General features: G+C 68.3%; 16 protein-coding genes and 1 pseudogene. 8 read left to right on the top strand and 9 right to left on the bottom strand.

Translation table 11 applies throughout. The features are described from left to right. Positions 1 to 65: 65 nt before the first annotated feature. On the bottom strand, positions 66 to 1025 hold the full coding sequence (locus O5O46_RS23425) for an alpha/beta hydrolase fold domain-containing protein (RefSeq protein WP_269857523.1): 960 nt from the start codon (positions 1023 to 1025) through the stop codon (positions 66 to 68). A gap of 25 nt (positions 1026 to 1050) precedes the next feature. Beyond that, the gene (locus O5O46_RS23420; protein ID WP_269857522.1) at positions 1051 to 1812 is read right to left on the bottom strand and encodes an SDR family NAD(P)-dependent oxidoreductase; all 762 of its coding nucleotides are present in this window, start codon (positions 1810 to 1812) and stop codon (positions 1051 to 1053) included. 117 nt (positions 1813 to 1929) lie between these two features. Between O5O46_RS23420 and O5O46_RS23415 the strand changes: the two genes are divergently transcribed. Continuing rightward, positions 1930 to 2496 (top strand): TetR family transcriptional regulator, encoded by a 567-nt coding sequence (locus O5O46_RS23415; RefSeq protein ID WP_269857521.1) that lies wholly within the window; start codon positions 1930 to 1932, stop codon positions 2494 to 2496. A gap of 157 nt (positions 2497 to 2653) precedes the next feature. On the opposite strand, the gene O5O46_RS23410 is transcribed toward O5O46_RS23415, so the two are convergent. The 3 genes from O5O46_RS23410 to O5O46_RS23400 form a co-directional block, all read right to left on the bottom strand. Beyond that, positions 2654 to 3022, bottom strand: coding sequence for a YciI family protein (locus O5O46_RS23410; protein WP_269857520.1), 369 nt, complete (start codon positions 3020 to 3022; stop codon positions 2654 to 2656). A gap of 475 nt (positions 3023 to 3497) precedes the next feature. Next, positions 3498 to 5444, bottom strand: a complete 1947-nt coding sequence (locus O5O46_RS23405) for a collagenase (RefSeq protein ID WP_269857519.1) — start codon at positions 5442 to 5444, stop codon at positions 3498 to 3500. A 172-nt stretch (positions 5445 to 5616) separates the two neighbouring features. After that, positions 5617 to 6576 (bottom strand): LysR family transcriptional regulator, encoded by a 960-nt coding sequence (locus O5O46_RS23400; RefSeq protein ID WP_269857518.1) that lies wholly within the window; start codon positions 6574 to 6576, stop codon positions 5617 to 5619. 870 nt (positions 6577 to 7446) lie between these two features. Between O5O46_RS23400 and helR the strand changes: the two genes are divergently transcribed. Continuing rightward, the gene (gene helR / locus O5O46_RS23395; RefSeq protein ID WP_269857517.1) at positions 7447 to 9594 is read left to right on the top strand and encodes an RNA polymerase recycling motor ATPase HelR; all 2148 of its coding nucleotides are present in this window, start codon (positions 7447 to 7449) and stop codon (positions 9592 to 9594) included. A 189-nt stretch (positions 9595 to 9783) separates the two neighbouring features. Here the strand turns inward: helR and O5O46_RS23390 are convergent, their stop codons facing one another. Next, the gene (locus O5O46_RS23390) at positions 9784 to 10845 is read right to left on the bottom strand and encodes a hypothetical protein (protein ID WP_269857516.1); all 1062 of its coding nucleotides are present in this window, start codon (positions 10843 to 10845) and stop codon (positions 9784 to 9786) included. A 297-nt stretch (positions 10846 to 11142) separates the two neighbouring features. Between O5O46_RS23390 and O5O46_RS23385 the strand changes: the two genes are divergently transcribed. The 4 genes from O5O46_RS23385 to O5O46_RS23370 all read left to right on the top strand — a co-directional run bounded on the left by O5O46_RS23385 (position 11143) and on the right by O5O46_RS23370 (position 14810). Continuing rightward, entirely contained in the window at positions 11143 to 12666 is a 1524-nt protein-coding gene (locus O5O46_RS23385) for an FAD-dependent oxidoreductase (RefSeq protein ID WP_269857515.1), read from the top strand. After that, positions 12666 to 13826 carry an MFS transporter gene (locus O5O46_RS23380; RefSeq protein WP_269857514.1) on the top strand — a complete coding sequence of 387 codons (1161 nt, stop codon included), beginning with the start codon at positions 12666 to 12668 and terminating at the stop codon, positions 13824 to 13826. Before O5O46_RS23385 ends, O5O46_RS23380 begins: the two co-directional genes overlap by 1 nt. A gap of 38 nt (positions 13827 to 13864) precedes the next feature. Beyond that, positions 13865 to 14377, top strand: coding sequence for a MarR family winged helix-turn-helix transcriptional regulator (locus O5O46_RS23375; protein WP_269857513.1), 513 nt, complete (start codon positions 13865 to 13867; stop codon positions 14375 to 14377). Between the two features lie 115 nt (positions 14378 to 14492). Further along, a complete protein-coding gene (locus O5O46_RS23370; RefSeq protein WP_269857512.1) occupies positions 14493 to 14810 on the top strand; it encodes a hypothetical protein in 318 nt (105 codons plus the stop codon). Here O5O46_RS23370 and O5O46_RS23365 read toward each other — a convergent pair. Continuing rightward, positions 14797 to 16140 carry a cytochrome P450 gene (locus tag O5O46_RS23365; protein WP_269857511.1) on the bottom strand — a complete coding sequence of 448 codons (1344 nt, stop codon included), beginning with the start codon at positions 16138 to 16140 and terminating at the stop codon, positions 14797 to 14799. The two genes, O5O46_RS23370 and O5O46_RS23365, sit on opposite strands and share 14 nt — an antisense overlap. Positions 16141 to 16357: 217 nt before the next feature. Next, positions 16358 to 17197, bottom strand: a complete 840-nt coding sequence (locus tag O5O46_RS23360) for a helix-turn-helix transcriptional regulator (RefSeq protein WP_269857510.1) — start codon at positions 17195 to 17197, stop codon at positions 16358 to 16360. 102 nt (positions 17198 to 17299) lie between these two features. Here O5O46_RS23360 and O5O46_RS23355 point away from each other — a divergent pair, with 102 nt between their 5' ends. Then, complete coding sequence (locus O5O46_RS23355; RefSeq protein ID WP_269857509.1) at positions 17300 to 18007, top strand: SDR family oxidoreductase; 708 nt, start codon at positions 17300 to 17302, stop codon at positions 18005 to 18007. A gap of 520 nt (positions 18008 to 18527) precedes the next feature. Here the strand turns inward: O5O46_RS23355 and O5O46_RS23345 are convergent. Beyond that, entirely contained in the window at positions 18528 to 19700 is a 1173-nt protein-coding gene (locus O5O46_RS23345; protein ID WP_269857508.1) for a cytochrome P450, read from the bottom strand. Between the two features lie 773 nt (positions 19701 to 20473). Between O5O46_RS23345 and O5O46_RS23340 the strand changes: the two are divergent. Continuing rightward, positions 20474 to 20765: pseudogene (locus O5O46_RS23340) on the top strand (lipase family protein); the annotation flags it as partial.

Genomic DNA, 20765 nt, shown 5'->3' with positions numbered 1-20765 from the left:
AACCGCGCCGCCCGCAGGCTGTCGTGGCCTGTACGCGCGATGATGTCTCGCGGGCTCGTGCCCCGTCACCCGTGCATGTGGCGCCGTAGAAAGTCGTGCCACGTGTGCTCGAATGTGCGGGCGAGGGTCGACTTCGGGGCGAACCGGTCCCAGGCGTGGAACGCGCGGGCGTAGAGGTGCAGTTCGACCGGAACGCCGGCGGTGATCAGTCGCCGCGCGAAATCCATGTCCTCGTCGCGGAACACGTCGAACTGGGCGGCGGCGATGAAGGTGTCCGGCATGCCGGTGAGATCGGTGGCGCGTGCGGGCGCGGAGTACGGATCCAGAGCAGGATCGCCGACCCGGTCACCCAGCACCGCGGCCCAGGCGAGCAGGTTTTCCCGGCGGTCCCAGATGCCGAGGTCGGTCACCTCGAAGCTCGACGGCGTCTCGTTGCGGTCGTCCAGCATCGGATAGCTCAGGGACAGGAAGCAGGGACGCGCATCCTGGCGGTCTCGAAGCATGAGCGCGGTCGCCGCGGCGGGCGCTCCGCCCCCGCTGGCACCGGCGATGCCGATCCGGTGTGGATCGATCCGGTGCTCGGCTGCGTTTTCGCAGAGGTGGGTGTATGCCAGGTAGCCGTCGTCGGCGGCGCCGGGAGCCGGGGTTTCCGGCGCGAGGCGGTAATCGACGACGGCGAGGACGCAGTCGAGCGCCAACGCCAGGGCAGTGTGGTATTCGACGTCGTCGTGGGCGGTACCGAGGATCTGCCCGCCGGCGTGGAACCAGAGCATGGCCGGGCGGGTACGGTCGGCGTTGGCGGGGCGGAACAGGACGACGTCCAGCAGGGATCGGTCGTCTCTCGGAATGCGCAGCGTCTCGACCGTGACCCGAGGATCGTCCGGCGTGCTCGTGGCGAGCGGGCTTACCGCGCGCAGCATTTCGCGCAGCGCCGGGATGTCGGACAGGTCCATCAGACTGCCGTTCGCGGATCTGGGCATCGTCGCGAGCGCGGCCGCGAGCTCGGGGTCGAGCACGGTGTCCATCTTCGGTCTTCCTTCTCCACGAGGCTCAGAAGAGGGAAGGCTGGCCGCTGGCGGCGGTGATTCCCCCGTCGACGGGCAGGACCGTCCCGGTGATGAATCGGGCGTCGTCCGAGGCGAGGAACGTGACCGCGCCAGCGATGTCGGCCGGGGTGGAGTAACCGGCGAGCGCCCGGCGCTGGTTGAACCGGTCGATCAGTTCCTGGAATTGGGGGGCTCGTTCGTCGTCGATCGTGAGGGCGGGGGCGACGGCGTTGACGCGGATGCCGTGTTGGCCGAGATCGAAGGCGAGGCCGCGGGTGAAGTTGACGACGGCGCCCTTGGCGGCGTTGTAGGCGGTGAGGCGGCGGTCACCGCCGAGGCCGGACGCGGAGGCGATCTGAATGATGCTGCCGCGGCTCCGCTTCAGATACGGCAGGGCAGCCTGAGCACCGAAGTAACAGCTTTCGACGTCGGTGTTCATGGTGTGTCGCCAGTCCTCGAGCGTCGTCTCCTCGAAGTCCTTGACCACGGCCGTCCCAGCGTTGGACACCAGCACGTCGATGCCACCGAACCGGGCGACGCCGGCCTGGATCATCGCCTGCATGTCCTCCTGTTTCGTGACGTCCGTGACGACCGAGAGCATGCGGTTCGGGCCGAGTTCGGCGGCGAGGGCGTCGAGCTTGTCCTTCCGTCGCGCCGCGAGCACGACGTTCGCTCCTTCGGCGGTGAACCGTCGGGCAATGCCCTCGCCGATGCCTCCGCTCGCCCCGGTGACGACAACTGTTCTTCCGTCGAAGCGCTGCGCCATGACGATCTCCTTTACGTCAGTAACTGACGAAATACCTGTCAGTTACTGACGATACTTGGCGTCAGTGACTGACGCAACGTGCTGTCAGTTTGTGACACGGACTGGTAGCCTCGGAAAATGCCACGGAGCGGGGAAGAAGTACGGCAGCGGCTGCAGCAGGCCGCACTGGAGCTGTACCTGGAGCGCGGATTCGACCAGACCACGACCGAGAACATCGCGACGCGGGCAGGCGTCACCGAGCGGACGTTCTTCCGGCACTTCGCCGACAAGCGCGAGGTGTTCTTCGACGGCGAAGCGCAGCTCCGCGACGTGCTCACCCGCGCGGTCGCGGCGGTCCCGGCCGGTACCAAGCCGCTGCCGACACTCCGGGCCGCATTCCACGAAGCCGTCCCGCTCTTCGAGCAGAACCGACCGGTCACCGAACCGCGATCCCGCGTCATCGCCACAACGGCGGCCCTGCAAGAGCGGGCGCTGGCCAAGGGCGCGGCGCTCGTCCGCGCGCTCACCGACGCCCTGCGGGCACGCGGTGTCGATGAACAACTGGCGATGCTGTGCGCCCAGGTCGGAATGGACACCTGCACGATCGCGTTCAGAGGCTGGATGGACGACCCGTCGGAAGGTCTCCACGCGCAGCTCGATCGAGCCTTCAGAGAACTGCGACTTGCCGCGGCCGCCTTGAGATGACCGGCGTAAGCGTCCGGGCATGGCCGCGACACCGACGCTGCATGCCGACCCCGGCAAGCACGGGGATGTGCGGTCGGTAAGGGCCAGGCCTGGTCCGCTGCTCTGCGATGTCGAACGGACCAGGCCATCGGCGACCGGCGGCCGGGATCGGGTGAGGTCAGTCCTGGGTCGGCAGGTCCTCGAACTCGACGACCTGCCGCACCTCGACCTCGATCTCATCGAACAGATCGGCATACTGCCGTGCGTACTCGACGGCCTGCGCCCGGTCCTCGGCGTTGACCAACGCGAAGCCGCCGATGACCTCCTTGGCCTCGGTGAAAGGCCCGTCCGTCGCATTGATGGCGCCGCCCCGGGTCTTGCGCACCAGGGCGCCCTTCTCCGACGGATGGACGCCTTCCGCCGTGATCAGGATGCCCTTCTCGATCCAGTCCTGGATGAACGCGCCCATCTTCTCGATGAACTCCTGGCTGGGGTTCCACGCCTCCGGGGCACGCTCGTCAAGCCTGTGCATCATCAAAAACCGCATTACCGCTCCTTGATCTCCGTTGTCACGGGCTGGGATCCGGCCGGTCCCGGACACCACGACCAGCCCGTCACACCTACGCGTCGAACGACGGCACCCGGATTCGACACGTCCGCCGTGACGATTTCAGTCATGCCACGTACATACTGTCGGAGGCACCACGCGGGATGCCGAGGCCGTGGCCCAGCCGGGAGGTCACCTCGCCCTGGAAGACGGCGACCGTGCTGCTGGGCGGATGCAACGAGGCCCGCGGGCGGTCGTGTCACCGTCGACGCGGGCACGCCGACGTTCTTCACCCACCGGTTCCAAGACAGCAAGACAGCACAGCCGACGAACGACAACGCCACGCGAGGCTCCCGGACAGACACGCTGTCCGGGAGCCTCGCGCAAGATCGCGGAGCTCAGTACCGGGAGGGCCAGGGCCGGGAGATCAAGATGGCACTGCCGGGTTCGGCTGACGGATCGGTCGCAGTCACCGTCAGGCTCGGCCCGCCGCGCCGAAGGCCACGCTCTGGCCTCCGTGTACGACGCAGGCACCAGCCGCGCACGCGTCCAGCCAGGTGTTGAAGTCGGCGTCGTAGCGGCTGCCGATCCCGGAGTCGTAGACGGCGTAGCCGCCGGCGTAGTCACCGACCCGGAACTTGGCGAGCATGTTCTCAATGTCCGCCGGATGTTTCTCGACCATGTACCGCACCGCCAGGTACCCCCACGGGTAGGTACGGGTCACGTCGCTGTTGTCATAGGTGTTCTGCCACAGCGTGCTCAACGCGTAGGTGTGCTTGGCGGCTTCGGCGACCGCCTCGGTGTCGGTGACCCCCCGGTAGCGGTAGGAGACGTACTCGGCCAGGCCCTCGATCCACCAGACGTCCGGAACGGTGATCTCCTGGCTGAAGTCGCCCTTCATGTCATAGCGACCGTCGAGGTAGTGGGTGTACTCGTGGTTCAGGTTCCAGATCCGCGCCACGAACCCGTCGTCGCTGCCCTTCTGGTAGGTGAGGGAGCGGGCCTGGTTGGCGGGATTGGTCGGGTCGCCGGTCAGGGTGATGCCGCCGTTGTTGGTGTCGACGCCGAATATCGCCCCGGCGTAGGTCTGGTAGTCGGTGCGACTGGCGAAGACGACGACCTGGATGGAGTCCTCGTGCTGGTTGGGGATCGGTCCGTTGTCCTTGACGAGACTGTGGAAGTACCCGTCCTGCTTCTGCAGACTGGCGCAGGTGGCGGCGAGTTCGGCGGGGGTCAGTGCCTGCGCCCGGATGGTGCGCGTGGCGTCGCAGGCGTGCGTGATGGGCAGGGCGGCCGCGGTGAGCTTGGCGGTCAGGTTGCAGGTGCTGTAGTAGGCGCAGTGGGCTTTGTCGTAGGAGTCGGCCATCTGGGCCACGGCGACCCACAGCGTTGCGGTACGGCCGGTGATCTTCGAGGCCTTGAGCAGCCCTCTCATCAGCGGCCGTACCTTGGCCTGCAGTGCGGGGTGTTGCAGGAAGCGGCCCATCTCGGCGCCCGCGTTGGAGGTCAGCACGGAGTTGCCGGTGCCCAGCAGGCTGAGGTGTTTGCGCGCGAAGGTGTTGAGGGTGTCGATGATGCTCGGGTCGCGCGTCACCGCCTTGACGAAGGCGGGGTTCTGATGTCCTCGGAACAGCGGCGTGTAGACGTCGTTGACGGCGTTCACCATGAAGGAGAACTTGTTGTACGAGCTGTTGTAGCCGTTCAGGACACGCTTGTAGGTGCTGAGGTACCGGGCCTGCTCGTTGGCGCTGTCCGTGAGGATGATGGCCTCGCCGGCTATCGCGCCGTTCGCGTCGCTGACGTCCTTGAAGTGTCGGCTGGCGACGAACGAGTCCAAGGCGCCCTCGACGGCGGTTGCCAGGGTGCGGCCGTAACTGCCCACGTCGCGGGAGTCGTTGTACTGGACGTAGTAGCCGGCACGCAGGAAGAGGACGAGTTGCTGCACGCTGGTCGAGTCATTGCCGGGATACTTCGCCGAGGCACTTCGGAGGGCCTTGGCCACGGTGACCATCTGGGCTTCGCGGAACGCGTTGTGCGCGTCCTTGCCGGTCACGCTGAACAGGGTGTTGACACAGTCGACGGCCGATGCCCTGACGAACGCCACGAGCGCCGATCCGCTCCGGCTGCCGAAGTCAGCCGGAACGCAGGACGCCGAGGCGGCGGGTGTCACGGCTTGTGTGATCGCGCTGTGTGGGCGGAGTTGGGCGGCGGCGAGCGGCATGCGCTGCACATCGTCGCGGTCTGAGGCGGCGGTGGTCGCGCCGGTCGGCGGCAACGCTCGCACCGGGTTCCCGGAGCCGACGGCGGCCTTGGCACCGGCTGTTGGACCAGGCACCGCCAGAGCCGGAGTGGCAACCATGGCGACGACCGTGGCGAACGCCGCCAAGCCGACGGACAGGGATCTGGGCAGGGGGGATCGCATCGCTACTCCCTCGTGAATTCAAGCACCCTGACGTTGATCAGGTACCTGACAGACTCTTGCACCCGCCTGCGGTCGCTATCCATGGGCTGAGGGACAGCACATGCGACGGACACCCCACAACATCCGGGGCGCCCTCGCGTGCCCCACGACCGAGTGTGCGGAACCGTTTCCCCTACGAGCCAACCGCCCCGTAGGTCCGGGACATCCACGCCTGGAAGTGCGTCGACTGGGCGATGAGATCGCGGTAGGACTCGGCGGCGGAGCGAAAGAGCGTCTCCACGACCTCGTCGGCCAGACATTCGCGTCGCCAGGCCAGGAGGTAGCGGCACCACAGCGGCGTGCTGGTCAGTGGTTTGACGAGAACTCCCGAGATGGGCCGGATGGTTGCCTGCACGATGGAGACGCCGAGACCGTTGGCGATCATGTTCTGGAACTGGGCCTGGTCGCCGTAGAACTGGTGGATCGCCGCCGGGCTGAATCCCGCCGCGTGGCAGGCCTCGTAGAAGACACCAGGCCAGCCGGCCCCGTCGTCGGGGGTCAGGAACCACGCGTCGTCGGCGAGTTCGGCCAGCGCGACCTCCATACGGTGCCTCACCCGATGGCGGGCGGGTACGGCGACGAACGACGGCTCGATCACGATCCCGCGATGCGCCAGGGCGTCGGAATGCTGTAGCTCCCGGCCGGGATAGTCCACGCCGATCGCGGCGTCCAACTCGCCCTTCTCCAGCAGTTCCACCATCTCCGAGGAGGCGTAGACGCTGCTGATGGACAGTGCCAGATCCGGCAGGCGACTACGGATGCGTACCACCATCCCGGAAAGCACCGGCGAGTTGGTCGCTGCCAGGCGCAGGACCTGACGGGCTCCCCCAGCGTGATCCGCCGTTCGGCGCCGGATGGCATCAGCACGGTCCAGGACATCGCGCGCCTGGGCCAGAACCTCAACACCACACCGGGTCGGCTGCACTCCCGAGGCGTTGCGCTCGAACAGCGGCTCCCCGAAGTAGCGCTCGATCCGGCCGAGTTGGGCGCTGATGGCCTGCTGCGAGTACCCCAGAATCCGCGCGGCCCGTCCCAGGCTGCCCGCGTCAGCGATCGCGCACAGGGCTCGCAAGTGTCTTAGTTCCAGGTCCATCCGCCCACCTCCACCTCATGTACCGCCTCATGTACTGCGGGGACAACCGCAGCACCTCGCGACGTTGCCCCACCCGTGCATTGATACGCGGCCAAGCGAGGCTTCCACCAGCCTGCGGCCAGGAGGCCCCGCTCACCAGACGTCGCGGGGGACCCAGGCCTCGCCGGGCCACCTCTGGCCAGTAGTCATCCCATCAGGCGCGGCGGGACCTACTCCCCGTCCCGCGGTGCGCCGAGGGGTGGGCGAAGACACACGCCGAGGCCGTACACCCTGGTCGGGGAGGGCGGAAGCTACCAAAAGGCGCGACGTGCTGGTCCAGGTCGGCCCGGCACAGCCCCAGGGCCGGCGGCAACGTTCCCAGGTGGCCGCGGGTCGGGCGTGCCAGGGACCGCCAGTACGTGTGGCCCGCAGCGCAGCGGCTTTGCCAGCCGCGCCGCACCTGAACTGGGTGTCACGCCGTGTGCCCGAGGGAGATGGCGCCGAAGAGTTTCAGCCGTTGGGACCGTTGGGAGATCCATCTGGGCCGACGGAACCGCCGTAAGTGGCGCGTCGTCGCCTCGCGAAGGGCTTGTACATCCACAGCGGGCGACAGAGGCAACGCGGAGTACCCACTCCTTGCCACTCTCAACGTATAGCGCACTGGGGGGCTTGCGGCAAGGCCCGGGTCATGCCGCAGAATCGCTGACTCAGGCCAGAACCTACAGAAATAGGGGATTCGCGAATTGCGTGTGTTGTTGTCGGTTTATGGGTCGTGCCGTGACGTCGAGCCGGTGGTGGAACCCGCACTGCGGTTGCGGGCACTCGCCGCCGAGGTGCGGGTGTGTGCGTCGCCGGACTTCGCGGGAGCGACCTCAGATCGGAGCTGATGGCATGAACTCCCTTACTACCAGCGCGTTCGATCTTCCCGACCACCTCTCCCCCAAGGCCGACCCGACGCTGATCGCCGACGACGAGCAGCACTTCGCGGCCATCGCGGAGAGCCTTGAGCAGACGATCGCCGAACTGTCCGACCGCCTCGATGCCGAACTCAAGGCACCCGGCGGCATTGGCCGACAGGCGATGGACCGGGACATGGAGATCCACCGGCTGAGCGGCCGCCTGCGCGCCTTGCGTCGCTTCGGTTTGGACCTGTGCCTCGGACGCATCGTCAGCGCGGACAACTCCGAGCCCGTGTACATCGGACGACTTGGCCTCACCGACAGCGCGGGACGTCGGCTGCTGCTCGACTGGCGGTCCCCCGCGGCCGAGCCGTTCTTCGCAGCGACCCACGCCAACCCGATGGGTCTGGCAAGCCGCCGCAGGTATCGCTGGACGCGCGGCCGGATCAGCGACTACTGGGACGAAGTGTTCACCGCTGACGGGCTTGACGGGCACGCCGCGCTCGACGACCAGTCTGCCTTCATCGCCAGCCTGGGCAGCAACCGATCAACCCGGATGCGGGATGTGCTGGCCACCATCCAGGCCGACCAGGATGCCATCATCCGGGCGGGATCCCGCGGCGCTCTCGTCGTCGACGGCGGTCCGGGTACGGGGAAGACCGTCGTGGCTCTGCACCGCTCCGCCTACCTCCTCTACTCCGACCCTCGCCTCGATCACCGTCGGGGTGGCGTGCTGTTCGTCGGTCCGCACCAGCCCTACCTCGCCTACGTCGCCGACGTCCTCCCCAGCCTCGGAGAGGAGGGCGTGCGGACCTGCACTCTGCGGGACCTCGTCGCCGAGGGAGCCGGAGCAGCGATCGAGACCGACCCGAACGTGGCCCTGCTGAAGTCGTCCGCGAACATGGTGAAGGCGATCGAGACGGCCGTCAGGTTCTACGAAGAGCCGCCCACCGAGGGGATGACGGTCACGACCTACTGGTCCGACGTCTGGCTGAGCGCCGACGAGTGGGCCGTGGCGTTCGAAGCACCAGAACCAGGTACTCCGCACAACGAGGCGCGCGACCAGATCTGGGAGGAACTGCTCACGATCCTGATGGACAAGCACGACGGCGACGTCCCGCCCGACCTGTTCCGGAGGTCGCTGCTGCACAACAGAGAGCTGATCAGGACCCTCAACCGCGCGTGGCCGCTGCTCGAAGCGGCTGACCTCGTCGGAGACCTGTGGTCGGTACCCGCCTACCTGCGGATGTGCGCTCCCTGGCTCAGCCCCGATGACGTTCGGAAGCTGCAGCGCGAGGACGCCCAGGCCTGGACGGTGTCGGACCTGCCGCTCCTGGACGCAGCCCGGCATCGGCTCGGCGACCCGGAGGCGTCACTGCGCAAGCGTCGGCACAACGCCTCTGTCGCCGCCCAACGCGAGCGCATGGCGAGCGTCATCGACGACCTGCTTGAGGCCGATGACGACGGTGAAGGCGCGGTGACGATGCTGCGAGGACGGGACCTGCAGGAGAGCCTGGTCGACGAGACCGCACTGCCCGGCACCAACTCAGAACCTCTCGCCGGCCCGTTCGCGCACATCGTCGTGGACGAGGCCCAGGAACTGACCGACGCAGAGTGGCAAATGCTGCTGCTCCGCTGCCCGTCCCGGAGCTTCACCATTGTCGGGGACCGCGCCCAGGCCAGGCACGGGTTCACGGAGTCGTGGCAGGAACGGCTCCAGCGGATCGGGCTCGACCGGATCAGCGTGGCCTCCCTGAGCATCAACTACCGGACGCCGGAAGAGGTGATGGCGGAGGCCGAGCTGGTCATCCGAGCCGCGCTCCCGAACGCCAATGTGCCGACCTCCATCCGCAGCAGCGACGTCCCCGTCGTACACGGATCTGTTTCGGATCTGGACTCGATCCTCGACACCTGGCTCGTCGCGCATGCCGAGGGGATCGCCTGCGTCATCGGCGATCCCACGTTCCGGGCGACGCCCCGCGTCCGGTCGTTGACCCCGGAGCTGTCGAAGGGGCTTGAGTTCGACCTGGTCGTCCTCGTCGATCCAGAAGCGTTCGGCAACGGTATCGAAGGAGCGGTCGACCGCTATGTCGCGATGACCCGGGCAACCCAGCAACTCGTCATTCTCACAAGCTCCTGACACCGGCCAAGGCACGTGACCGTCGGACCCTGCCCCACGTCCACGCTGGAGCACCCGGGTATGCGTTCTGACCTTGCTGGTGGGCGGTCGCACATTTGGCGGCCGTCCACCAGCGCGCAACTCCCATGAGCGGCGGACGCGCCGCATCGGGGCTCATGACCTGCAACGACAGGGCTCAACGCTTGGCTTCTAAACTCGGCCTGAGTTGCCGCACGCCCACTGTGCGGCCTGGACCGTTCCCTCCTGCATGGCCTGCTGGGGCAGTTGAAGGCCGAGTGCGTTTTCCAAAGCGTGGAAGTACAGCTCGAACTCGTCGGTCAGTTCGGGATGGTCCAGTTCTGCGCCGCGTATGGCCCGGTTGAGGAAGTCGAGCTGGCCGCCCCGGTAGTAGGGGGCGCAGCCCCGCTTGTACCAGATCAGTTCCAGTAGACCCCAGTCGTCGTCGATGCGGCGGCCGTCGCGCGTGTAGTCGAAGGTGTAGATGGCCTTCGCGGCGCAGGCACTCAGCTGCACGGTCTCTGTGACTCCGAGTCGGGCGAGAGCCGTGCTGTCGACCCGGGTGCCGGGTGGTGTCTCGTGGTACATCAGGAACGCCCACTCGCCTGCCTTCCCGAAGCAGAATGTCTCCCAGGCGATTTCGCCGCGGCTGGCGCCGCGCGTGCTGCACAGGTCCGACAGACGTGTCCCGGTGGCGGTCTGTTCGGGGTCGGCTCCGTGGAGCAGGGCGATCTGTTCGGCGCTGACGCCCTCGCCGCGGAAGAAGGCGAGGTTGGAGTAGGGGGCCTGGTCGCGCCATGCGCCAGCGATCCAGGCAAGCCGTTCCAACGGGTCGCGTCCGCAGGGCTGTGCTACTTGCGTACGGTCCATGCCTCCGCCACGGAATCTGCTTCCCCATGCGGGGTTGATCTGCTCCAGCATCTCGGCCTGCCGGGAGACGAGGTCGGGGGCCGGGCCGTGGCCCGGCGAGTGGACCACGATGTGCTTGGCGAGATTACGGACCGCTTCCTCGGCAGCGAAGTACAGCACCTGGTCGAGATCCTGGGTGGCGAGGATCTCCTGGTAGGGGCTGTGGTAGCCACGCGCAGTGCCGTCTTCGTCCAGTACGAGGAAGAGGCCACCGGCGTCGCCTGCGCGTTGCCTGTACTGGTCCGGTGATGTACCGATGGGCGCAAGCATGGCGTCGTCGAGCAGGTCAGAGCCCGCGGCTAGATGGTGCCAGGCCCGTTTGAGTCCGTGCTCCGTTATCTGCATGGGCGTCAGTATGCTGCCGGGCACTGACAAGCCTGGTCCGCGCCTGAACGCCCAGAGCCTCTTACCGACATCGCCGCCGGAGACAACCGCCGACGCCCAACTTCCGGCGGTTCCACCGTCGATGACATCCTCCGTGCCGCGCGGCCCCGGCCGAGCTCTTCACCCAGCCCTCGGGGGGAAGCGGAGGAGTCCCCATCAGATAGGCGACCCAACTCCCCCGCGTCGCAACCCCTTGACCCAATGGCTCAACGTTAATTATCTTCATGTTCACAGATATTTTTTGATGGGAGGGCGGAGATGGCAGCTGACGTCATCGTGGTCGGCGGCGGACCCGTGGGGTTGATGACCGCCGCGCTGTTGGACGCGGCCGGGGTCCGCGTCGAGGTGTACGAGCGCAACGCGCAACCCAGTGGGCAGTCCCGGGGGGCCACCATGCACCCGCGCACCCTGGAAGTGCTCACCATGCTGGACGCCGGTGAAGGCAGGCGGATCAGCGACGTCCTCATGGCGCAGGGAAGGCGGGTCCGGCAGGCACACTTCGCCGCCCTGCGGGCCACGCTCGACTATCACGAGCTGGACACGCCGTTTCCGTTCGTGCTGATGGTCCCCCAGTGGCGGACCGAGCGGGCACTCGCCGAGTACCTGCGCACCCGCGCCGTGCCCGTGCACTACGGCGCTGAAGTCACCGACGTCGAGCAGTCCGCGGACGAGGTGCGAATACGTGCCGGCCGGACGCGTCGCACGGCGCGGTACCTCGTCGGCGCGGACGGCGCACACAGCATGGTGCGTAAGGCCGCTGGCATCGACTTCGAGGGCACTGTCCCGACCATGGTCGGTTTCGTGGCCGATGTGCAGCTGACCGAACCCGTGCCCGCCGCCCAGCACTTCTGGAACCACGAAGCCGGTCACGCCAGCGTCGTGCCCCTCACCGAGACCACGACGCGGGTCTTCGGGGTCGACGTGGCAGACACCGGGCTGACCGCCGACCAGGTGCGGCGCAGGCAGGCCGAGCCGCTCACACTGGACGAGCTGAGCAGGGCGCTCAAGGCGATCTGCGGCACCGACTTCGGGATGCACAGCCCGTCCTGGTTGTCCAAGGCGAACAACAGCAGCAGGCATGCCGCGTGTTATCGCAAGGGCCGGGTACTGCTCGCTGGCGACGCGGCGCATGTGCACCTGCCCGCCGGTGGCCAGGGCCTCAACGTGGGCCTCCAGGACGCCACCAACCTGGCCTGGAAACTGGCCGCCGAGGTCCACGGTTGGGCGCCGGAACGGTTGATCTCGGGAGAGGCGGACTACGACAGCGAGCGCCGCCCGATCGCGGAACGGCTGGTCGCCAGCACTCTTGCGCAGGACGCGCTGATGCACAACTTCAGCAGTCCCGGCGAGGCGTTGCGTGACATGTTCTGCGGATTCATCCAGCGGCGCGGCGAGTTGGCCGCGGAGCTGTCCGGCTGGCTGTCGGGCCTGGCCGTCGGCTATCCGGGGCCGGAGGGAGCCCATCCGCTGGTGGGCACGAAGGCACCGGACCTGGCACTGCCCGCAGGCACCCTGCTGCGTGCCCTGCGCCCGGACCGGTTCCTGCTCCTCGACTTCACCAGTGGTGCGAGCCACGCCGACCTCGGGTCCGCGCGGGTCGAGGTGGTGAACGCGCAACGGCCGTCCGGTAGGAGCGACCCCGCCTGGGGCGCCGTACGCGCCGCCTTGATCCGGCCGGACGGGCACGTCGCGTACGCCACCGAGTCGGGCGCCGGGCTCGCCGACGCTGTCGCCGAGTGGACCGGAGCGGTCCACGGGCCCGTGTCTGCAGGGGAGTTGTGATGCCGGTCGCACTGCTCGCGCTGGCCATCGGCGCGTTCGGGATCGGCGCGACCGAGTTCGCCATGATGGGCGTGTTGCCCGCGGTCGCGCACGGCATGCATGTGTCCATTCCGCGGGCCGGGTACCTGATCACCGGGTACGCGCTCGGTGTCGTGGTCGGTGCCCCCCTGATCACAGCCGTGTCGGGAAGGTTCACCCGCAAGCGCCTGCTGCTGGCCATGATGGCGGTCTTCACCGTCGGCAACCTGGCAGCTGCGGGCGCCCCCAACTACGGGTTCCTGTTGGCCGCGCGCGTGCTGACCGCGTTGCCGCACGGCGCGTTCTTCGGAGTCGGTTCGGTGGTCGCGGCGGAACTCGTCGACGCGCGGCGCAGCGCCCGGGCGATCTCGGTGATGTTCAGCGGCCTGACCGTGGCGAACGTTATCGGGGTTCCCGCGGCCACCGCGCTGGGGACGGCGTTCGGCTGGCGGCTGGCCTTCGTGCTGATCGGCGCGGCCGGACTGCTGGCAGTCCTGGGCATCGCGGTGCTGGTGCCCGCCGACCGCGCGCACACCCCCGTCCGACTGCGCACCGAGCTACGGGCGTTCACCCGGCCGCAGGTCTGGCTCGCGCTCGCCGTGGGCACCCTCGGTTTCGCCGGTGTGTTCGCCACCTACACCTACATCGCGCCCATGCTGAGCACCCTGGCCGACGCCGGGCCCGTCGGCCTGACCGCGGCGCTGGCCCTGTTCGGGCTCGGCTCGGCAGTGGGCAACCTGTTGGGCGGCCGACTGGCCGACCGCGCTGTGCTGCCCGCGATCTACCTGGCGCTCGGCTTCCTCGCCGCGGTCCTGACCCTGTTCGCACTGACCGTGCACAACGAGGCCGCCGCGTTGGCGACCGTGTTCGCCATCGGCGCGGCGGCGGGACTGGTCATCCCTCCGGTGCAGTTGCGCGCCATGCGGGCCGCTCAGGAAGCGCCGACCATGGCGGCCGCATCGGTGCAGTCGAGCATCAACATCGCCAACGCCGGGGGCGCCGCGCTCGGTGGCGTGGTCATCGGCGCCGGCTTCGGGTACGCCGCACCGAGTCTGGCCGGTGCGGTGATGGCCCTGGCTGGTCTCGGCCTCGCGCTGGTGTCCGGTCGGCTGGATCGCGCCCCCTCACCCGCCAGTACATGAACGTGAAGTTTCTTAACATTCATCGTTAGCATGGGAGGATGGCGATCCGTCCGGAGCAACAGGACTATGTGGACAGGCTGATCGAAGTCGTTTCCGATCAGCACGGTGTTGATGTGGTGCAGGCCAAAGCGCTTGCCTATCGGGTGCGCCGGCTGGCCCACCGGCTGGAGACCGAGATCAAACGCGAGCTCGCGCCTCACGGCATCGAGCTGTGGGAGCTGGAGCTACTGGCCTGTCTGATCCGGACCAGGCCGCACCACCGGCTCAGCGCGGGGCAGCTGATGGCGCAACTGCAACTCACCTCGGGCGCGGTCACCAACCGGGTACGCAGGCTGGAGAGCAGCGGGTGGGTGACCAGGGACTTCGACCCGGACGATCGCCGCTCGGTGCTCGTCACCCTGACTCCGGCGGGCGAGAAGCGCGCACTGGATGTGTTCGCCGTCAAGACCGAGGCGGAGTACGCGCTGCTGTCGGCGCTGCCTGCGACCGCTCAGCGCCGGCTCAACGACGATCTCCGCAGCGTACTGCTCTCCCTGGAGGGCCAGGTGTGATCCAGGATCCGGCCGGACCGACCAGGGGCATTCGGGGGTCAGGCCGTTTCTTTGGGATCGGCTGAGGCGTTGGTTCGGGCAACGGTAGTTGTAGCCGCTCGCGAAGGGCACAGTGATGCGTCTTTTCCGTCCCGTCGTCTTCGGTCTCAGCGGCCTGGCCCTCGCCATGGCCGTTCCCACGGGTGCGGCGGTCGCCGCCAACGGCACGTTCTCCTGGCTGGGGCCGCACAGCCAGGCGCACTTCCTCCAGAACCCGCCGGACAACAAGTGCTACGACATGGGCCAGGAAGCACGCGGCGCGCGAAACGGACTCCGGCAGCCGCTCGTCACCTACCCCCGAAAGCGTTGCAAGGGGACCCCGACACATCTGCGCCCCGGGCAGTCATCACCGTCCGGCGCGCACTTCTCCAGCGTCATCTTCAACCCGCGCTGAGCCCTTTCCGGCCCGAGGCCCGCGGACTCACCATCATGCGGATGTCGTCGGCCGCCCAGAGCACGAACCGTTCGATCGGGATCACCTCGTGTCCTGGCGCGGGCCGGAACCGGAAGCGCTTTAGCAGTACGGCGAGGACCAGCTCGGCCTCGACCATGGCCAGGCCGGCGCCCTCGCAGCTGCGCGGCCCGAGCCCGAACGGGATGTAGGCCAACTTCGGCCGCCCGGCAACCCCTTCGGGGGTGAAGCGCTCGGGCACGAACCTCTCGGGCTCGGGCCAGTAGTCGGGATTCATGTGTACTGCCCAGAACGGGTAGAAGATCGTCGCACCCGCCGGGATCTCGTATTCGCCCAGAACGAGGGCCTCGGTCGTCTCCCGTGCCCCGTACGGGCCGGGTGGGTAGAGCCGCATCGACTCCTTGAGGGTCATCTCCAGATAGGTGAGCCGTCGCAAGTCGGAGTAATCGGGCGCCACACGGTCACCGAGCACGCGGTCCAGCTCGTCGGCGACGCGTTCGGCCGCCTCGGGATGGCGCCCGAGCAGATGCAGGGTCCACGAGATGGCCACCCCGGTGGTGTGGTGGGCGGCCAGCATCATCACCATGACGGTGTCGCGGATCCGCGCGGGTCGCTCACCGGCCTGGACAAGCGCCCCGACCAGGTCGCTCCTGTCCGCGCGGTTACTGGCGCGATGCGCCGTGACCACCTGGTCGAGCATCGCGCGCAGGTAGGCGAGGGACTCCTCGGCCCGCTTGGCGCGTTCCTCCTGCCCAGCCGGGACCGGCGCTTGGTAGAGCCGTCCCAGATGTTCGGTGAGCACCTCCTCGAAGGCGGCGACGACGCCGTCCGGATCCACGGTGTCGCCCCCCAGCGCGTACTCGCAGATCATCCGCAGTGACAGCGCGGTGAGATCCTTCTGCAGTTCGACGGGCCCGCCCTCGGCCCGATCGGCCCAACGGTCCGCGAGTGCCGTCGTCAGCGCGGTGAACCGGGCGAAGTGCCGCTCGTGGGAAGGACGCCCGGCCAGTACCGACAGCAGCAGACGCCGCCACGGGGTGTGTTCTTCGGCCGGGATCACCTGCAGGTTTCCCGCCTCGAACAGCGGGGCCAGGAAGTCGAAGAGTTGCTCCGGCCGCTTGTTGATCCGGGTCGTGGCCTCCAGCAGCACGGGGTCGGCGACCGACACGGTGGTCTCCGTGCCCGGAAGTTGGAACCGTACGACGGGACCGTACTCGGCGTGCAGCCGCAGCTGGTAGTTGTGCAGTCCGCCCGCCGCCGCGATGGCGCCAACCCCGCCGTCCAACTGAGCTGCGGGGCCAGGGATGTTCATGGTTGCTCCTCTTCAGCCGCGACCGGCGGTGATCCAGGATGCCCCGCCTTCGTGGGAAACCACTCCAGTGGAGACCACACATCGGCGTCAATGACGCCGTTGAAGGCGGCAGCTGACTGGCCGTAGCCCGGATGTGCCGGACGCTGCGGTCCGCACACGATGCCGTCGACCCCCGCGCCCTGGGCGTCAAGCCGCTACGGCGGCATGCGTGGAGGCGCTACCCGACGGTTGACTGTGTGCCGAACACAGTGAGGAGGGCGAGGCGTTCGGCGTCTTCGGTGCCGGGTTCAGCGGTGTAGATCATGATGCGCAGGTCGCTGCCGGTGACGGTCAGCACGTCGCAGTCCAGCGTCACGGGGCCGACGTGCGGATGGTCGATGGTTTTGTGCGCGGCCTCGTGACGGCCGACGGCGCCGGAATCCCACAGGCGGGCGAACCGGTCGCTGTTCGCGCGCAGTTCCGTGACCAGCTGCCGTAGTCCCTTGTCGGCCGGATACTGGTCTGCGGCGGTGCGTAGATCCGCGACGAGCGCGGTCTCGAAGGCGCGTAGGGACTCGGGGGTGTGCCGGGCTCGGCTGCCCGGGCCGAGGAAGTGTCGCCACACCGCGTTGCGCTGGTTGCCGCGCCATCCGGAGGGGTCGCCCATCAGCGCCGCGTATGGCGGGTTGGCCACCAGCAGCGTCCAGGCCGCGTCGTAGACCGCGACGGGTGTTCCGGCCAGTCTGTCGAGCAGCCGTTGGACGCTCGGGGTGATGTGCGTGGGTATGGCGTCCGGGCCGGGCGGTGCCAGCCCCGCCAGCTGGAACAGGTGTGCGCGCTCGGGCTGCGACAGCCGCAGTGCCCTGGCCAGGGCCTCGACGACCTGCGCCGACGGGTTGGACGCGCGGCCTTGTTCAAGCCGCGTGACATAGTCGACGGAGATCCCGGCCAGCGAGGCGAGCTCCTCTCGGCGCAGCCCGGCCGCGCGCCGCTGCCGCCCAGCGGGCAGCCCGGCCGCTTCGGGCGAGGTCCGGTCGCGCCAGCGGCGCACCGCGTGACCGAATTCCGCTGTCGCCATGCCCACCAGTGTGCACCGCGACCGACCAGTCGTCCTGGTACCGGCAGTCCTAGGAAGACGGGACGCCTGGCTGACCACGCCGTCCGGGCGAAAGCTGAAGGCATGACGACAACACTGATCACCGGAGCAAACAAGGGACTGGGCTTCGAGACCGCCCGTCGCCTCATCGCCGCAGGCCACACCGTGTACGTCGGCAGCCGGGACCTTGAACGCGGGCGCCGGGCCGCCGAGCAGCTGGGCGCGCGGATGGTGCTGATCGATGTCACCGACGACGCCTCCGTGGCTGCCGCGGTGAAGACCATCGAAGCCGACGGCGGGCTGGACGTGCTGGTCAACAACGCCGGCGTCGAAGGGCGGACGCGGGACGGAGGTGTGGTCGGCGCGGCGGAGGTGACCGCCGACATGATGCGGCAGACCTTCGAGACGAACGTCTTCGGCATGGTGCGCGTCACCCACGCGTTCCTGCCGCTGCTGCAGCGGTCCGCCGCCCCGGTCGTGGTCAACGTGAGCAGCGGCCTGGGCTCGCTGACCCGAGTCACCACCCCTGACACACCCACCTACGCGTACCCCGGGCTCGCCTATCCGGCGTCGAAGACCGCGGTGAACATGATCACCGTGCAGTACGCGAAGGCTTTTCCGAAGATGCGGATCAACGCGGTGGAACCCGGCTACACCGCGACCGACCTGAACCACCACACGGGTACGCAAACCGTCGAGCAGGGCGCCGAGATCATCGTCCGCATGGCGCAGGTGGGCCCCGACGGCCCGACGGGAGGCTACGTCGGCGCCGAGGGCCCGCTTCCCTGGTAAGCCCCGGGACCACACCTGGTCCGCGGCGGCTGAGCGCTCCAAACAGCCGATCCTGTCAACCGGAGCGCCCAGTCAGTCACGTCTCACTGCTGTCCCAGCAGGCCCACCGCCGACGCCGCGATGGCGCAGCTGGTCGCCCGGCCGGATCGGGCGTGAAGTTCTACCGGCGCGGAACCTGGCAAAGGACCCAGCAGCCAATGCCGGGCCTACAGCCGGGAGTTGTGCCCCACCCGCGGCAGGGGCCGGGGACGCGGCCAGGGAATCCTCAGCGGAGACCGCCACCCGGCTGGGGCTGGGGCTGGGGCGAACTACCGTGTCTCCCCTACTCGTTGATGGCGATGGCTCCGGCGGGGCAGACACCGACGGCCTGACGGGCTCCGCGGTGGCGCCCAGGGGGTGGGCCGGGTTCGAGGAGCAACACCCGGCCGTCTTCGGGGTCCTGGTCGAAGACATCGGAGCGGTCAGTGCGCACATTCCGGCGCCGACGCACCGCTCGCGGTCGATGCTGAGTTCCACCGGGCTACTCCTCGTCCCAGGTGACCGGGAGCCGGTGCACACCGTAGATGTTCGAGTGGGTGCGCAGCGGGATCTCCGCGGGCGGGACGGCCAGACGCAGCGTCGGGAAGCGGTCAAGGAGTGCGGGAAAGGCAACGCGCATCTCCACGCGGGCCAGTTGTTGGCCCAGGCACTGGTGAACGCCGTGTCCGAAGCCCACTTGGCCGGTGGCCTTGCGGCGTACATCGAGGATGTCCGGCTCGGGGAACCGCTGCGGGTCGCGGTTGGCCGCTTGCAGCGAGAGGGTTACTGTCTCGCCGGCCTTGATCGACTGGCCCGCGATCTCCACGTCCTCCAGCGCTGACCGCACCCCGGTGTGGGCGATGGTGAGGTAGCGCATCAACTCCTCCACGGCCTGGTCGGTAAGGCCCGGATCAGCGCGCAGGGCGGCGAGTTGTTCCGGGTTGGACAGCAGCGCGAAGGTGCCCAGCGCGAGCATGTTGGCGGTGGTGTCGAGGCCGGCGCCGAGTAGAAAGCTGCCGATGCCGGCCAGCTCGTCATCGGTGAGGTCGCTGCCGTGGGTCAGATCGCTGAGAAGGTCGTCGGTGGGCTCGGCGCGCTTGGCGAGGACCAGCGCGTGCAGGATTTCGTGGAACGCGCCTATCGCGGCGATCCGCTCGTCGTCAGTGGAGAGTTGGTTGGTCAGCGTCGTCGTATGACGTTGGAAGACCTCCCGATCATCGGTCGGCACACCGAGGAGTTCGCAGATCATCAGCGCGGGGATGGGTTGGGCGTAGGCCTCGACCAGGTCCACCACTGGCCCCCGGCGTTCCATGGCGTCGAGGTGCTCGGCGACGATCTGCTCCACCCGCGCGGTGAGTGCACGCATCCGGCGGACCGTGAACTTGCCGGTGAGCAGCCGCCGGTAGCGGGTGTGCTCGGGTGCGTCGATCCCGGTGAGATCTCCAAGCGGCGCTGGTGGCAGCTCACCGGTGGGCCCGTCGGGGAACGGGTAGTGCATGGTCTCGTAGCGCGAGCTGAACCGAGTGTCGGCCAGGACCGCGCAAACCGCCGAATGGCCCGTAGCCAACCAGCCCAGGTGCCCGTCGGGGTAGCGCATGCGGACGATCGGCTGGCTCTCGCGCAGTCGCGCCAGCTCGGTGGGCGGGTCGAAGGGACAGCCCGAGGGACGGGTCATCGGCAGTTGTACTGGCTCGGCGGGCGGAGCTGTGCGCCGGGCACTCTTCTCGGGACATGGGCTTTCCCCCGCTTGAGCGGTGCCGACGGCTTGGGCAAGGGCCGGTGATTCCTGCTGCATGGTGTCCTCCAGATCCGATCCAGGTGATGTGCGGGAACGGTGATGCGACGTATCCGGGTGAAGCGGCTTGTGCGGTGCGCCGGTTACCGCTTGACGCCATGGTTGAAAACCGCCGACGCCAACCGGTGGCCGAAGGACACCGGGCCCCGACCTGGCCTATGTCGAACCGGCCCGACGCGACGGCCTCGATGTCTTCCGTAACGCGGCCCCCACGGCTGTCGCCGCGGTAGGTCCTCAGAGGTTGGCGGCTGCCATCTCATCGGCCTGGACACCAGGATGGCGCCAAACTGGCGCCAATGCAAGGCCGCTTGGGCACCAAAATGGCGTCTGCCGTCTCAGGGTGGCACCAAGCCGCAGGACACGCCGTCGGCAGACCCGCACCGCCCCGCGTCGGTGCACCGGCCGCCACGGCATCACAACAAGCAGCAGCGCGGACAGAACCACGCGGTATCCGCATGAGGTGGCGCCCCGACGACCGGGCTCTGCCCCGACTGCACGGAGGCGACGAAAGCCCGCACCACGTCTCCGGGATGATCTGGGTGCAGGAAGCATCAGCCCTTCGGGTGAACGCGACCGGCTGACTCTTTGAACGGCGCGAGCGATGGCTACGAGTGTGGTGTCCCCCCGTCACCCACTCGCCGAGGAGTCCTCCCGTGCCCGTTCCGACCTCGATCGACCACCGTGCCCGCGGCTACAGCCTGCAGCAGGCCTACTGGTTGGCGAAGGCATCCGACCTCGCCTACAAAGACGAGGCCACCATCGAGGAGCAGGCCCGGAGTTGGGGGTTCGACACCGTACGGCACCACCACACGCGGTTCACTCCACCGTTCCCGCTGGAGGACACCCAGGCGTACACGATGGCCAGCGACAGCATGATCGTCACGGCGTTCCGGGGTACCGAACCGGCGGAGATCCGTGACTGGCTCTCGGACGCCTCCACCCCGC

The organism is Streptomyces sp. RPT161 (genome assembly GCF_027533845.1).
GTDB lineage: Bacteria > Actinomycetota > Actinomycetes > Streptomycetales > Streptomycetaceae > Streptantibioticus_A > Streptantibioticus_A silvisoli_A.
The sequence above is the reverse complement of the archived record's forward strand: the minus strand, read 5'-3'. Positions and strand labels throughout refer to the sequence as shown.